The 13,065-nt window shown below is 60.8% G+C and carries 13 protein-coding genes, 1 tRNA gene and 1 pseudogene; 3 read left to right on the top strand and 12 right to left on the bottom strand.

The window, feature by feature from the left end:
• Positions 1-199 precede the first annotated feature (199 nt).
• The 4 genes from araD1 to chvE all read right to left on the bottom strand — a co-directional run bounded on the left by araD1 (position 200) and on the right by chvE (position 5,200).
• The gene (gene araD1, locus ACIQUH_RS27560; protein WP_400821306.1) at positions 200-1,195 is read right to left on the bottom strand and encodes a 2-keto-3-deoxy-L-arabinonate dehydratase AraD1; all 996 of its coding nucleotides are present in this window, start codon (positions 1,193-1,195) and stop codon (positions 200-202) included.
• A gap of 118 nt (positions 1,196-1,313) precedes the next feature.
• Complete coding sequence (gene gguB / locus ACIQUH_RS27555) at positions 1,314-2,510, bottom strand: sugar ABC transporter permease GguB (protein ID WP_400821304.1); 1,197 nt, start codon at positions 2,508-2,510, stop codon at positions 1,314-1,316.
• A complete protein-coding gene (gguA, locus tag ACIQUH_RS27550) occupies positions 2,507-4,045 on the bottom strand; it encodes a sugar ABC transporter ATP-binding protein GguA (protein WP_400821302.1) in 1,539 nt (512 codons plus the stop codon). The genes gguB and gguA overlap by 4 nt, the downstream gene beginning before the upstream one ends.
• Before the next feature lie 90 nt (positions 4,046-4,135).
• Positions 4,136-5,200 carry a sugar ABC transporter substrate-binding protein ChvE gene (gene chvE, locus ACIQUH_RS27545; RefSeq protein ID WP_003520542.1) on the bottom strand — a complete coding sequence of 355 codons (1,065 nt, stop codon included), beginning with the start codon at positions 5,198-5,200 and terminating at the stop codon, positions 4,136-4,138.
• Positions 5,201-5,455: 255 nt separating this feature from the next.
• On the opposite strand from chvE, the gene ACIQUH_RS27540 reads away from it, so the two are divergent.
• Positions 5,456-6,460, top strand: a complete 1,005-nt coding sequence (locus tag ACIQUH_RS27540; protein WP_400821300.1) for a LysR family transcriptional regulator — start codon at positions 5,456-5,458, stop codon at positions 6,458-6,460.
• Positions 6,461-6,531: 71 nt separating this feature from the next.
• Positions 6,532-7,020 (top strand): hypothetical protein, encoded by a 489-nt coding sequence (locus ACIQUH_RS27535; RefSeq protein ID WP_400821297.1) that lies wholly within the window; start codon positions 6,532-6,534, stop codon positions 7,018-7,020.
• Between the two features lie 55 nt (positions 7,021-7,075).
• On the opposite strand, the gene ACIQUH_RS27530 is transcribed toward ACIQUH_RS27535, so the two are convergent.
• Entirely contained in the window at positions 7,076-7,339 is a 264-nt protein-coding gene (locus ACIQUH_RS27530; protein WP_003509467.1) for a hypothetical protein, read from the bottom strand.
• Positions 7,340-7,606: 267 nt separating this feature from the next.
• Positions 7,607-8,113, bottom strand: coding sequence for a MarR family winged helix-turn-helix transcriptional regulator (locus ACIQUH_RS27525; RefSeq protein ID WP_003520548.1), 507 nt, complete (start codon positions 8,111-8,113; stop codon positions 7,607-7,609).
• Positions 8,114-8,633: 520 nt separating this feature from the next.
• On the opposite strand from ACIQUH_RS27525, the gene ACIQUH_RS27520 reads away from it, so the two are divergent.
• Positions 8,634-8,710, top strand: a tRNA-Arg gene (locus tag ACIQUH_RS27520).
• On the opposite strand, the pseudogene ACIQUH_RS27515 reads toward ACIQUH_RS27520, so the two are convergent.
• The 6 genes and pseudogenes from ACIQUH_RS27515 to ACIQUH_RS27490 form a co-directional block, all read right to left on the bottom strand.
• A pseudogene (locus tag ACIQUH_RS27515) lies at positions 8,681-10,339 on the bottom strand (recombinase family protein); the annotation flags it as partial. The gene ACIQUH_RS27520 and the pseudogene ACIQUH_RS27515 overlap by 30 nt on opposite strands.
• Positions 10,336-10,734 carry a MarR family transcriptional regulator gene (locus ACIQUH_RS27510; protein ID WP_400821295.1) on the bottom strand — a complete coding sequence of 133 codons (399 nt, stop codon included), beginning with the start codon at positions 10,732-10,734 and terminating at the stop codon, positions 10,336-10,338. The pseudogene ACIQUH_RS27515 and the gene ACIQUH_RS27510, both read right to left, overlap by 4 nt.
• A 19-nt stretch (positions 10,735-10,753) precedes the next feature.
• Positions 10,754-11,077, bottom strand: coding sequence for a hypothetical protein (locus ACIQUH_RS27505; protein WP_400821293.1), 324 nt, complete (start codon positions 11,075-11,077; stop codon positions 10,754-10,756).
• Between the two features lie 141 nt (positions 11,078-11,218).
• Positions 11,219-11,434 (bottom strand): DUF2274 domain-containing protein, encoded by a 216-nt coding sequence (locus tag ACIQUH_RS27500; RefSeq protein WP_400821291.1) that lies wholly within the window; start codon positions 11,432-11,434, stop codon positions 11,219-11,221.
• A 3-nt stretch (positions 11,435-11,437) separates the two neighbouring features.
• Complete coding sequence (locus ACIQUH_RS27495) at positions 11,438-12,592, bottom strand: TrbI/VirB10 family protein (protein WP_400821289.1); 1,155 nt, start codon at positions 12,590-12,592, stop codon at positions 11,438-11,440.
• Positions 12,589-13,065 (bottom strand): TrbG/VirB9 family P-type conjugative transfer protein (locus ACIQUH_RS27490; protein WP_400821287.1); only part of this gene is annotated, 477 nt, incomplete at its 5' end. The genes ACIQUH_RS27495 and ACIQUH_RS27490, both read right to left, overlap by 4 nt.

Here is a 13,065-nt window from a genome sequence, read left to right as displayed (position 1 = left end):
CCCGACCTCCTCTGCCACAAAGGCAAAGCTGTCACGGATGTCTCCGAACATCTGTCAACTATGTATCAGGGCTGTACACTTGACCCGAGGATCCATGGTCACGCCGGCTTGTGGATCCTCGGGTCGAGCCCGAGGATGACGGAGGGCGGGGCAATATGAGAGCCCACCCTCAACCCTTTTTCAAGCTCTAGCCGAAAGCTCAGATCTGCCGAACCGCGATCTCTTCTTCCGCATCGACAGCCAGCGGGTTCTTCAGCGGCAGGCCGAAACCGGCTGCTTCGATTTCGAAGACATCGCCCGCTTCCGGCTTGATACCGTCTGCGAAGGAGAGCGTCGCGGTGCCGAACATATGCACATGCACGTCGCCGGGTGCGCGGAACAGGCCATATTTGAAGTGGTGATATTCGAGGTTCGCGAAGGTGTGGGACATGTTGTCCTCACCCGAAACGAACGGCTTTTCGAAGATGACCTTGTCGCCGCGACGGATGCGCGAGGTGCCGCGAATATCCGACGGCGGAGCGCCGACGCGGATTTCCGGGCCGAAGCTGGCCGGCCGAAGCTTGGAATGGGCGAGATAGAGATAGTTGATCCGCTCGGTGACGTGATCGGAAAACTCGTTCGAGACGGCAAAGCCGATACGCACAGCCTCACCCTTGTCGGAAATCACGTAGATACCGGCCATTTCCGGCTCTTCGCCGCCATCGAGCGCGAAGGACGGAGAGGTGAGCGCCGCACCCGGTGCAGCTGCCACATGGCCATTGCCCTTGTAGAACCACTCGGGCTGGACGCCCTTTTCGCCCGCCTTCGGCTTGCCGTTTTCGAGACCCATGCGGAACATCTTCATGGAATCCGTCAGGCTTTCTTCTGCCGCTTCCGTGGTCTTCTTGTGCATGCTGTCGCGGGTTGCGGCCGAACCGAGATGGGTGAGGCCGGTGCCGGTCAGATGCAGATGCGCCGGATCGGGATGGGTGATCGGCGGCAGGAAACGGCCTTCGGCATAGGCCTTTTCGAGATCGACGGCATCGCCGAGACCATGGGCGGAAATGACATCGGCAAGGCTCTTGCCGCCATTGGCGGCTTCCATGGCGAGCGCATAAACCGAAGCCGCACCCTTGACGGCGCGCGCCTGTCCGCCTTCTTCGCGAACCGCTACGGTGATATTGCCACTGGCATCTTTGATCTGTGAAATGAGCACGGGATTTCCTTCCTCCGGCGCAACGCGCCTTGTCTCTTCTACGCGGCGCCTTGCGCCTGCATCTTATGAAAGTGGCCGGAAACCGGCCACTTTTTTGACTGCGATAGGGTTGGGCCGATCAGCCCTTGTTCTTGTTGTAAACGTCGAAGAACACGGCGGCGAGCAGTACGAGGCCCTTGACCATCTGCTGGAAGTCGATGCCGAGGCCGACAATCGACATGCCGTTGTTCATGACACCCATGATGAAGGCACCGATGACCGCACCGGTGATCTTGCCAACGCCGCCGGATGCCGAAGCACCGCCAATGAAGCAGGCCGCGATCACGTCGAGCTCGAAGCCCACGCCAGCCTTTGGCGTTGCCGAGTTGAGGCGTGTCGCGATGATCATGCCGGCAAGACCGGCCAGCACACCCATGTTGACGAAGGTGAGGAAGCTCAGGCGCTCGGTATTGATACCGGAAAGCTTGGTCGCCTTTTCATTGCCGCCCATGGCGTAGACGCGACGGCCGATGGTCGTGCGGCGCGTCACGAAGCTGTAAAGCGCGATCAGCACCAGCATCACGATCAGCACGTTCGGCAGGCCGCGATAGGTGGACAGCTGGTAACCGAGGAACAGGATCGCGCCGGAGATCAGCAGATTCTGCACAATGAAGAAACCGAACGGCTCCACGTCGATGCCGTGCTTCACGTTCACGACGCGGCGGCGCCACGCCAGATAGAACAGCACGACCGTAATCAGCAACGTCAGGATCATCGACGTCGTGTTCAGGCCTTCAATGCCGCCGATATCGGGCAGGAAGCCGGTGCTGATGATCTGGAAATCGGTCGGGAAAGGACCGATGTTCTTGCCGCCGAGCACGAAGAGCGTCAGGCCGCGGAACACCAGCATGCCCGCCAGCGTCACGATGAAGGACGGAATGCGGTGATAGGCGATCCAGTAACCCTGGGCCGCACCGATGATGCCGCCGATGACGAGACAAATCAGCGCCGCCAGGAACGGGTTCATGCCCCATTGCACGGTCAATATGGCCGCGATTGCACCGACAAAGGCGACGATGGAGCCGACCGAAAGGTCGATATGCCCGGCGACGATGACGAGCAGCATGCCCAGCGCCATGATGACGATGAACGAGTTCTGCAGGATGAGGTTGGTCAGGTTCACAGGGCGGAACAGGATGCCGCCGGTGTAGAACTGGAAGAAAACCATGATGGCGACGAGCGCGATCAGCATGCCATATTCGCGGATATTGGCACGAATATAGGACGAGATCGAGACGACGTTACTTTCTTCGTTTGTTGTGTTTGCCGAACTCATGAGTTCTTCTCCCCTGAGCGCATGATAGCGCGCATGATGCTTTCCTGGCTCGCCTCTCCCTTCGGCAATTCAGCGACGATGCGGCCTTCGTTCATGACGTAGATGCGGTCGCAATTGCCGAGCAGTTCGGGCATTTCCGATGAGATCATCAGAACGCCTTTGCCGTCGGCAGCGAGCTGGTTGATGATGGTGTAGATTTCATATTTCGCGCCGACATCGATACCGCGGGTCGGTTCATCGAGGATCAGCACATCGGGGTTGGAGAACAGCCACTTGGAGAGCACAACCTTCTGCTGATTGCCGCCCGAAAGATTGACCGTTTCCTGAAAGATGCCCGACGAGCGGATGCGCAGGCGCGTGCGAAAATCGCTCGCCACCTTCATTTCCTTGATGTCGTCGATGATGCTGGCACTCGACACGCCGGCGAGATTGGCAAGCGTGGTATTGTGCAGGATGTTGTCGTTGAGCACGAGACCGAGATGTTTGCGGTCTTCCGTGACATAGGCAAGACCGGCATCGATCGCCTTGCGCACGGTGCTGACGTCCACGGGCTTGCCGTCGATCAGCACTTCGCCGCTGATCTTGTGGCCATAGGACTTGCCGAACACGCTCATCGCAAATTCGGTGCGCCCCGCGCCCATCAGACCGGCAATGCCGACGACTTCGCCCTTGCGCACGGTAATGTTGATGTCGTGCAGAACCTGGCGGTCGCGATGCTGCTGGTGATAGGCGTTCCAGTTCTTGACTTCGAGAATGGTCTCGCCGATCGGCACGTCGCGCGGCGGATAACGATCCTCGAGATCGCGCCCCACCATGTTGCGGATGATGACATCCTCGCTGATTTCTTCCTTGTGACAGTCGAGCGTCTTCACCGTCATGCCGTCGCGCAAAACGGTGATCTGGTCGGCCACCTTGCGCACTTCGTTGAGCTTGTGGGTGATGATGATCGAGGTCATGCCCTGCTTGCGGAATTCCATCAGCAGGTTCAGCAGAGCCTCGGAATCGCTTTCGTTGAGCGACGCCGTCGGCTCATCGAGAATGAGCAGCTTCACGCTTTTCGACAATGCCTTGGCGATCTCGACCAGCTGCTGCTTGCCCACACCGATATCGGTGATCAGCGTCTCCGGCGATTCCTTCAGGCCCACCTTCTTTAGAAGTTCGCGGGTCCGGTTGAAGGTCTGCTGCCAGTTGATGACGCCGCTCGAAGCGACCTCGTTGCCAAGGAAGATGTTTTCCGCAATCGACAGAAGCGGCACGAGCGCCAACTCCTGGTGAATGATGATGATACCAATATCTTCACTGTCGTTGATGGCGCGAAAATTCCGCACTGCGCCTTCATAGTGGATTTCGCCCTCATAGGTGCCGGCGGGGTAAACACCGGAAAGGACCTTCATCAAGGTCGACTTCCCCGCGCCGTTCTCACCGACGAGTGCGTGGATCTCACACTCTTTAACCCTAAGATTGACGTTCTCAAGCGCTTTCACGCCCGGAAACGTCTTGGTGATGTTCCGCATTTCGAGAATGGTATTGGCCATATCGCAATCCAGCGCCCGATTAATTCCGGCGTTTTTATTTTTATGGAAAAACGGGGATGACGCCAAGTCATCCCCGCATGTGTCTTCAGCTTATTTCAGCTGGTCTTCCTTGTAGTAACCGCCATCGACGAGAACCTGCTTGTAGTTCTCCTTGGTGACTGCAACCGGCTTCAGCAGGTAGGACGGAACGACCTTGACGCCATTTTCATAGGTCTTGGTGTCGTTCACTTCCGGCTCCTTGCCCTGCAGAACCGCGTTGACCATGTTCACGGTCACCTTGGCGAGTTCGCGGGTGTCCTTGAAGATGGTGGAGTACTGTTCGCCGGCAATGATCGACTTGACCGAGGGAACTTCAGCGTCCTGACCGGAAACGACCGGCAGCGGCTGGTCCTTCGTGCCATAACCAACGCCCTTCAGCGAGGAGATGATGCCGATGGAAAGACCGTCATAAGGCGACAGAACGGCGTCAACCTTGGCGTCGGTGTAATAAGCGGACAGCAGGTTGTCCATGCGGGCCTGGGCCGTTGCCGGATCCCAACGCAGCGTACCGACCTTGTCCATGCCGGTCTGGCCGGACTTCACGACCAGCTTGCCGCTGTCGATGTAAGGCTGGAGAACCGACATTGCGCCGTCATAGAAGAAGAAGGCGTTGTTGTCGTCCGGGGAGCCGCCGAAGAGTTCGATGTTGAACGGACCCTTGCCATCCTTCAGGCCGAGCTTGTCGACGATCGAGGTTGCCTGCAGCACGCCAACCTGGAAGTTGTCGAAGGTTGCGTAGTAGCTGACGTCGCCGCTGTTGCGGATGAGGCGGTCATAAGCGATGACCTTGATGCCCTGCTCGCCGGCCTGCTTCAGAACGTCCGACAGCGTCGTGCCGTCGATCGATGCGATCACGAGGACCTTGACGCCCTTGGTGACCATGTTCTCGATCTGGGAAAGCTGGTTCGGAATATCGTCATCGGCATATTGCAGATCGGTGGTGTAACCGGCTTCCTGCAGCTGTTTCACGATGTTGTTGCCGTCGTCGATCCAGCGTGCGGACGACTTGGTCGGCATGGCGATACCAACGGAACCCTTGTCCTGTGCGAAAGCCGGCACTGCGAAAGACGCAGCACCGATGGCACAAGCTGCCATCAGCGAAATAATGGACTTCATTAACTCTCTCCCTTGAGCCCTTCTATGGCGCCCGCATGCTGCGATGCACCATGAAATTCATGCCGTCAGAGGAAGAAGCCGCATTGCGCTCACTCCGATTTCGCAATTGCGAAATGGAACAGCTGCCGCTCCTCCCCGGCATTCCGCAAATTGTTCTGAATCCATATAACTGTCAAATAGAATATATCGGTTTCAATATATCAATTATGATATATTAAATCGATACAATAACCGATGAGGGGTATGAAACAACGCATGAACAACCAAAAAGTGTATGAGCAGGCGCAAACAACAGAGGCCCTTTTCGTCTTTGAAGACAACCCGTTGCTGCGGGCTGGATTGAAGATGAGCCACCTGCGCATGTTGGTCATGATCGAGGAGCACGGGCAGGTCAGCGCGGCAGCGGCCGCCATGAACATGACGCAGCCTGCGGCCTCGCGCATGCTCGCGGAAATGGAAGCAATCGTCAAATCACCACTCTGTCAGCGCGCCTCGCGCGGCGTGGTGCTGACGAAATTCGGCGAGGCGCTGGCGCGCCGGGCCCGCACCATATTGCTGGAACTGCGCGAGGCGAGCCGCGAACTCAACCAGATGAAGTCGGGCAGCGGCGGCTCGGTCTATATCGGCGCCGTCACAGCACCTGCGATCAGCCTCGTCGTTCCCGCCATCAGGCGCGCCATGGACACCTATCCCGGCATCGAAATCAACGTGCAGGTGGAAAGCAGCAACGTGCTGGCCCGGGAACTGCTGGCGGCCCGCCACGATTTCATCATCGGCCGCATTCCCGATGATTTCGATCCCGGCCTTTTCTCCATCCACGAAATCGGCATAGAGCGCGCCTGTCTCGTGGTGCGGGAAGGCCACCCGCTGCTGCGCGGCGAACCCGTGACCCTGCAGGATCTTTCGGGTTACGACTGGGTCTTCCAGCCGCCCGGCGCGCTGTTGCGCAGAACCATGGAGGATGTCTTCCTCACCCATGGCGTCGCCATGCCGCGCAACGTCATCAACACGCCATCCGTGGTGCTCACCCTCGCGCTTGTCTGCAATACCGATGCCATTGCCCCGATCGCCCAGGACATGGCCGAATTCGTTACCGGCCAACAGGCCGATATCGGCCGGACCCGGATATTGCCGACGGATTTCGAGCTGGTCGTCAAGCCTTACAGCATCATCACCACCAAGGGCCGCGTTCTGCCGCCCAGCGCCCGCCTGCTTTACGATCTGGTGCTGGATGAAAGCCGCAAGCTGACCGGCCCGTGACCACGGCAAGCCAGACACCACCTTCATGATCCATAAAAGCCGGATAGTCAGACCGGCGAGGAAATAGCCGCATGCTCTTCGGACAATCCGTCTTCCAGTCGGTCGTCGACAGGCTGAAACAAGAAAAAGAAGAGGAAGGCGTGGAGCCGCCACCGCCCGTCGGTCACCGCATTGCCGGCTTCAGTTCGGGCTTCGTTATCGATACGCATATTGAAGCGCCGCCGCCGGCAAACGGCAATCTCGATGCCTATCTCGCCTTCCTGGCCGATCCGGCCCCTCCGCCGGAACCTCAGCCGGAGCCCGAACCGGAGCCCAAACCAGAGCCGATGCCGGCCCATCTCGAAAAGACGTCGCTTGCCGATGTTTCAGCGGAACTGGCGATCCATGAAACCGACACGGCCGCAACGCTTGCGGAAAAGCGCCGCGCCTTCGCCCGCCTCAATCATCCCGACGGGGTGAAGCCGCAGTTCCGGCACAATGCGACGCTGCGCATGACGGCGGCCAATCTCCTGATCGACCAGGCGATCCGGATGCTGCGGGCGCGGGAGCATTTCCGCTAAAAGTGCCGGACAGCCTTATCTCAGGAAATAAATGAAACGAAAGACAGTGGGCGCTTCAGCCCGCATCGTTCTTGTCGGTGGGCGCGCTCTCGGCGGCAGGCTCATCCGTGCCATTCCCGCTTTTGGCGGCGTCGCTTGCGGGTTTGAACTTCAGCAGCAATTCATAGGCTGCATAAGCCCCGATGCCGGCAACGATGGTTCCCCAGAAAAACTCGCGATTGACGAATTCGATGACGGCCCAGGCGGCGCAAAAGCCGACGATGAGCAACCGGACCCACAGGGGACGGTAAAGCGGATGACTCGTATCGATATTCAGCATGGCGTTCCCGTCCCGGGCCTTTCCAGTCGATCGCATGATTGCGGTTCCACGCCCGAAGGCGTGAAGATGCTTATGCGTCTTGGCGGTTTCACAGGAAAATTGCAACGCAATTCAGCCCGGCTGCCGATCAGGCTGCCGTGAAAGACCAGCGCAGGAAGATCGTTGCCGATGCCGCAGGCAATGGGAAGACGCAACATCTGCGCACAGGCCGCACCCTGCGGCTGCCCGCACCTGGCCCGCACCTGAATTGCCCGCTCACGTCGAAGGTCAGTCGCGCAGGCGTCCGAGCAGGGCCAGAAGCTGATCGCGGGCCTTCTTGCCGCCGATCCTGTCGATCAGCTTTTCCTCACGGTCCCGCCATGTGTTGGAAAGCCGGTCGAGAAGGCTGCTGCCTTCCTCCGTCATGTCGAGGAAATGAACGCGCCTGTCCTCTTCCGACTTGCGGCGGACGAGCAGCCCCTTCTCTTCCATGCTGTCAACGATGGCGACGAAATTGGCGCGCTGTATGCCGAGCGCCTCCGCCACATCGCTCTGTTTGAGGCCGGGATTGCCGCCGACGATCACGAGAACGGAAAAATCTGCTGGCCGCAAACCCTGCTCGGCCAGCACATCGGCGAAACCGTTTGCCACGGCAAGTTGCGAGTGCCGCAAATGATAGCTGATCGCAGTCGTCAGCAACCCATAGTCGATAGCCGTTATATGCGCCGCTTCCGCGCTGCCGCTTTCGGCCTTTTCCGTCCGCGGCCCGTTGCTGTGTGCCAATCGCAAAGCCATCCGATCCCCCGCCTGATTCGTTCCTTTACCGTATCGAAATCATACCCGACAACGTCACGAAACTGTATCCTAAATAAATGTAGATGATACTAATATTGTATAATAATTTGACAGTTAATCGCCGGCAAAGCAAACCGGGACTCTGGGTGGCCACCCGGCGAACTAAAAAAGTATGATGAATTACCCGCCAATTTCGGGGGGATAAAATCGCTTCCCGCGCCGTGCTTGAAGGGCATTGCCGCAATCCGGCCACCTCTTCGCGAGAGGGGCAAAACAGCGGCCCCACCCGGCAATAACATACTACTTATAAGGGAAAACCCATTCCGGCAAAAAAACAATACGTCAAACGACGCACCGCCCTGCCGCCACGGAAAGGCCCACGGCCACCCCATATGAGGCAACCTCACCCGCGCTGCCCGAAAACAGGCAAGGTTTCGCAAATCTTTGATTTTTAGACATTGATGCGAAAACAAAGCTGGGGTATGAACCAACCGCTGCACGCGATTCAAGCGTGACCGCTGCACCCGTAGCTCAGCTGGATAGAGTGTTGGATTCCGATTCCAAAGGTCGCAGGTTCGAATCCTGCCGGGTGCGCCATTTCAGTACAGAACCACTAACGCCGATTCCCGCCGATTTCCCGCTAGAAGCGGCAACAAGCGTGCGTAGCAGTTCCGTTTTCGATCCCATGATGCGAACTTCGTCGTCAGCGACTTCAACGCGCTGCGCCAGGGCGCGAAGGTGTTCCCGCCGATAGCCGCCCTCTTCGAGCCGAAGTCCCGCACGCGCGGCGGCGGAAAGCGAATCGAGCATATCGACGGTGATCGTCTGATTGCCTGAGCTATCAAGCGTCATCTGCAGCCGCTCGGCTTCGGCCTTCGCCTGGTCGCGAATCGCCTTGAGACTGGTCATCCGCTCTTTCAGCCCCTCGTCGTTCAAATCGGTCAGACCGGCTTCGATCGCGTCGTAGAGGCGACCAAGCCGCGCTTCCGTTTCCGTGACGCGCCGATTGAGTTCGGCAAGTTGTTCCCGACGACGCTCCGCGCGATCGCTGCGACGGTCGAGAAGGCTGGCGAGGATCTTTTCCAGACGCGAGGGCACAAGCAAGCGTTCGTCGAGATGGTTCGCGACCAGATCGTCGAGCTTCGCCATCGGGATGGTGCGACCGGCGCAGCCGGTCGCACCCTGTCGGGCTTTGGTCGAGCAGGTGTAGTAGCGATATTCGCCGCCCGCGCTTCCTCGGCCGGTGCGCAGCGTCATCGCGCCCCCGCACTTCGAGCAGAAGCAAATGCCGGTCAGCAGGGTCGGCCCGCTGGTGACGCGGGCCGGCACCAAGCTAGGATGACGCGACTTCAACCGAGCCTGCACCAAGTCAAAGGTCTCGCGGTCGATCAGCGGCGGAACCTCCATGATCGCGACTTCGCTCTCCGGCTTCTTCTCGCGGTTCTTATGGGCGCGGGTGTTGAAGCGGTGTTCGCCGATATAGGTCGTGCGGGTCAGGATCGTGTGGATTTGCGCAAGGCCCCAGCGCCCGCCGTCGCGGGTGAAGAAGCGGCGTTCGTTGAGGTAGCAGGTGATCCCCTTGACGCCGAGCGGGCCGGTGTTGCCGTCGCCTTCGAGGAACAGACGATAGATCAGCCGCACGGTCTCGGCGTGCAGCGGGTCGATCTCCAGCTTCTTCTTGGTCTTCGATCCGCGCTGCTCGGCCGCGATGATGCGATAGCCGATGGGCGGGCGCGCGCCGTTCCAGAAGCCTTGCCGTGCGTTCTCGTTCATGGCGCGCAGGACGTGCTTGGCGTTTTCCTTCGACTGGTATTCGTCGAACAGGGCCATGATCTGCCGCATCATGACGTGCATGGGATCGTCGCCCATCTCCTGCGTGATGGAGACGAGCTTGACGCCGTTCTTGGCGAGCTTGCGGACGTAGAACTCCAGCTCGAAGTGATCGCGGAAGAAACGCGAGAAGCTGTGAACCACGATGACATCGAACGGCGCGGGCTTGCTGGTGCCGTCGTCGATCATGCGCTGGAATTCGGGGCGCTTGTCGTTGGTGGCGGATGCGCCGGCCTCGACGAAGGTTTCGACCAGCTCATAGCCGCGCGCGGCGCAATAGGCTTCGCCCTGATTGCGCTGGTCGGGGATCGACACGTCGTGCTCGGCCTGACGGGTCGTGGAGACGCGCAGATAGAGGGCGGCGCGCTGCGCGACATGCGGGGACTGAATGTTCATTGCTGGCCTCCCTTGACCTTCTGCGGCGCTTTGGCGGCGGTCAGCGGCAGCACCAGTTCAACATGATCGTATGCGAGCTTGGGGGTCAGCTTGAGGCCCCGGCCCTTTTCCATGCGGATGAGGCCATAGCCGGCCATTGTCTTGAGGGTGCGCGAGACGTTCGATTGCGCCCGTCCGGCGATCTTCGCCAGCTCGTCCACGGATTCGGGTGCCTGCTCGTCGATGATGCGCAGCAGCTCGCGGTTTCCCGTCGAGAGCACTTGCGCAAAGGATTCCGTCGACACGAACCAGACTGTCGGGTCGCCCGGCGCGGGCTTTTTCTCGCCCGCCACGACTTGCCCGGTCCGGTCGTTCATTTCCTCATGATCGGCGATGCCGACCTTCAATGTAGTCATAGTCAATTCCGCCCATCGTTCACTCTTTGTCCATATCATCTGATGATATGATTGGCAAGAGATTTTCTCCGGGCTTGGTGTAGAGCGGCCCGCCGAACAGGCGGTCCAGCAGGTCACCGAAAAAGCGCTCGAATACGTCGATTTCTTCTTCCGTGACCGGCACGAGATCGGCCCAATCGTCGTAAACCGGCAAGTCGTGCTTGTCGGTGCGAGGGGCTGCGCGCCGTCCCTTTTGCGAGCGCGGTTTGCGATCGGCGGCATAGTCGTAGAGATCGGCGGGCGCGGTCCTCGGGGCGATCCTGCGCGCGCGTCGCCTGGGCGGTGTCGGTCGTTCTGTGCTCATGGATTCCTCCAACGTTCGGCTTATCGGATTGCGGGCGTCACGAGACCCCGGCGATTGGCGAACAGTGGAGGGCAAATGGCGGTGTGTAGCGTGCCGCATGTCCGCCGACGCGCCTGCGGCACTCCACACCGGGAATGGGCGTCAGCCCGTCGTGCGGCGGGCCTTGGCGAAGCCGCGGTCGGTCGAGATGAAGCGTTCGAGCATCGGCACGATGAGCTTGGCAGGCTCGATCGGCGCACCGCCCTCGGCGAGAAGGCGGCCATAGTCGATCAGGTCGCGATGGAGCGCTGCGGGCAGCTCCAGCGCGATCTTGACGGGTTTGTCGTCGGCGATGGGGCCGAGTTTCAGCTTGGTCATGGATCAGCTCCTGTAGGGCTCGAACACAATGTCGCGGGTGACGATGACCCTGACCGGGTAGCCGGGCCGGATGGTCAGCGTCGGCGCGACCTGCAACTGGCGCTGGATCATCTGCTGACCGGCCTGGTTCACGGTGTCCTGCGCGCCGCCCCGGATGGCGCGGAGCAGTCGGTCATTGTCGTCGGTCGCGAGTTCGGCGCCGACGCCGAGCAGCGTCGAGAGCGCGGCGGCCTTGGCAAGATCCCACCAGTGGTAATCGACGCCATCCTCAAGACCCGCATAGCCCTGCGTATCGGCGCCCGGCTGGCGCTCGAGAACGATCGAGCGGCCGTTCGGCATTATGAGGCGGTTCCACACCAGCAAGACTCGGCGTTGGCCGAACTGCACGCCGTTGTCATACTGGCCGATCAGCCGCGTGCCCTGCGGCACGAGCAGGATGCGGCCGGTCGGGCTGTCATAGATGTTTTCCGTGACCTGCGCGGTGATCTGGCCGGGAAGATCGGAGCGGATGCCGGTGATGAGCGCGGCCGAGATGACCGCGCCGGCCTGTAGCACGAAGGGCGACGCCGGTGGCGTCACGCGGTCGGGCGTCACCGTGCGCCGGTCGGCCGCCGCGTTGAGGAAGGCGAGCTGCTTGTCCTGTCCCGTGGCGGCCTGTCCGCCAGCCCCGGAAAGGTCGAGACCGGCAAGGCTCGGCGTCGCGCCCGCCGTGGCGGCCGTCGAGCCCTGCCGCGACTGGAAGAAGACGGTACTGAGCCGGGCGGCTTCCTCCTCGGCGCGGCGGCGCTGTTCGGCCTCGCTGACGCCGGGCGTTGCCGTAACCGGGGCCGCGACGGGCTGACCGTTGTTCTGCGCGTCGAGGATCGGGCGGCCGAGATCGCCGGGCAGTGCCGGCCCCAGGACCGGGCCGGTATAGTCCTTCGGCAAGCCGGCCAGGCCATCGGCGGTCTGGCGGTTGTTGGTGGAATAGAGTTCGGTGCCGCCATCGTCCGGCCCGCGCGTCTGGAGCGCGTAGATCAGCGATCCGCCGATGCCGACCAGGGCGACGGCGGCGACGCTGGCGAGCATCTTGCGCGACAGGCGGGTGACGCGCGGGGCGTCGGCGCGCAGACGCATCGGGGCGGCGTTGGTTTCTGCTGGGGTTTCGGTCTCGCTCATGATTGGGGTCTCCCGTCGGTGCGGACGATCCTGACGGTCTGCTGGCGGTCGCTGGCGCCAAGGCGCAGCTCGGCCGCGCCGAACAGGCGATCCACGATCAGGATGTGTTGATAGATGCGGCTGTTGACGATCTGGGTTTCGCCGTTGGGGCCGATGACGAAGATCGGCGGCATCTCGCCCTGCACGATGCCGCGCGGGAACTCGACATAGACGCGGCGGCCGTCGTCATAGACGGCGACTGGCTTCCATGGCGGCGTGTCGCCGGTGAGGCCATAGCGATAGTTGCGCGCCGCGATAGCCGGTATGACCGGCGTTGCCGGAAGCGCCTGGCTCCCGCCGCCTGCCGGCTGCGGATAGGCCCAAGAGACGGCCGGCATATAGGGCTTCTCGCCGGATCGCAGCTCGACCATGTAGGTGCGTCGGTCCGTGGTGATGACGAGATTGGTGGTGATGTCGGCGCGTGTGGGCTTCAC

It is taken from the genome of Agrobacterium sp. NPDC090283 (genome assembly GCF_044769685.1).
In the GTDB taxonomy this organism is placed as follows: domain Bacteria; phylum Pseudomonadota; class Alphaproteobacteria; order Rhizobiales; family Rhizobiaceae; genus Agrobacterium.
Note: the sequence above shows the minus strand (reverse complement) of the source record. Positions and strands in the feature narration are given on the sequence as shown.

What these genes read in the sequence shown, in the direction of transcription:
- ACIQUH_RS27495 (WP_400821289.1), bottom strand. Translation starts at nt 12,592, where the DNA reads ATGAGCGAGACCGAAACCCCAGCAGAAACCAACGCCGCCCCGATGCGT.
- ACIQUH_RS27510 (WP_400821295.1), bottom strand. Translation starts at nt 10,734, where the DNA reads ATGACTACATTGAAGGTCGGCATCGCCGATCATGAGGAAATGAACGAC.
- ACIQUH_RS27525 (WP_003520548.1), bottom strand. Translation starts at nt 8,113, where the DNA reads ATGGCTTTGCGATTGGCACACAGCAACGGGCCGCGGACGGAAAAGGCC.
- ACIQUH_RS27535 (WP_400821297.1), top strand. Translation starts at nt 6,532, where the DNA reads ATGCTCTTCGGACAATCCGTCTTCCAGTCGGTCGTCGACAGGCTGAAA.
- ACIQUH_RS27540 (WP_400821300.1), top strand. Translation starts at nt 5,456, where the DNA reads ATGAACAACCAAAAAGTGTATGAGCAGGCGCAAACAACAGAGGCCCTT.
- gguB (WP_400821304.1), bottom strand. Translation starts at nt 2,510, where the DNA reads ATGAGTTCGGCAAACACAACAAACGAAGAAAGTAACGTCGTCTCGATC.
- chvE (WP_003520542.1), bottom strand. Translation starts at nt 5,200, where the DNA reads ATGAAGTCCATTATTTCGCTGATGGCAGCTTGTGCCATCGGTGCTGCG.
- gguA (WP_400821302.1), bottom strand. Translation starts at nt 4,045, where the DNA reads ATGGCCAATACCATTCTCGAAATGCGGAACATCACCAAGACGTTTCCG.
- ACIQUH_RS27530 (WP_003509467.1), bottom strand. Translation starts at nt 7,339, where the DNA reads ATGCTGAATATCGATACGAGTCATCCGCTTTACCGTCCCCTGTGGGTC.
- ACIQUH_RS27505 (WP_400821293.1), bottom strand. Translation starts at nt 11,077, where the DNA reads ATGAGCACAGAACGACCGACACCGCCCAGGCGACGCGCGCGCAGGATC.
- ACIQUH_RS27500 (WP_400821291.1), bottom strand. Translation starts at nt 11,434, where the DNA reads ATGACCAAGCTGAAACTCGGCCCCATCGCCGACGACAAACCCGTCAAG.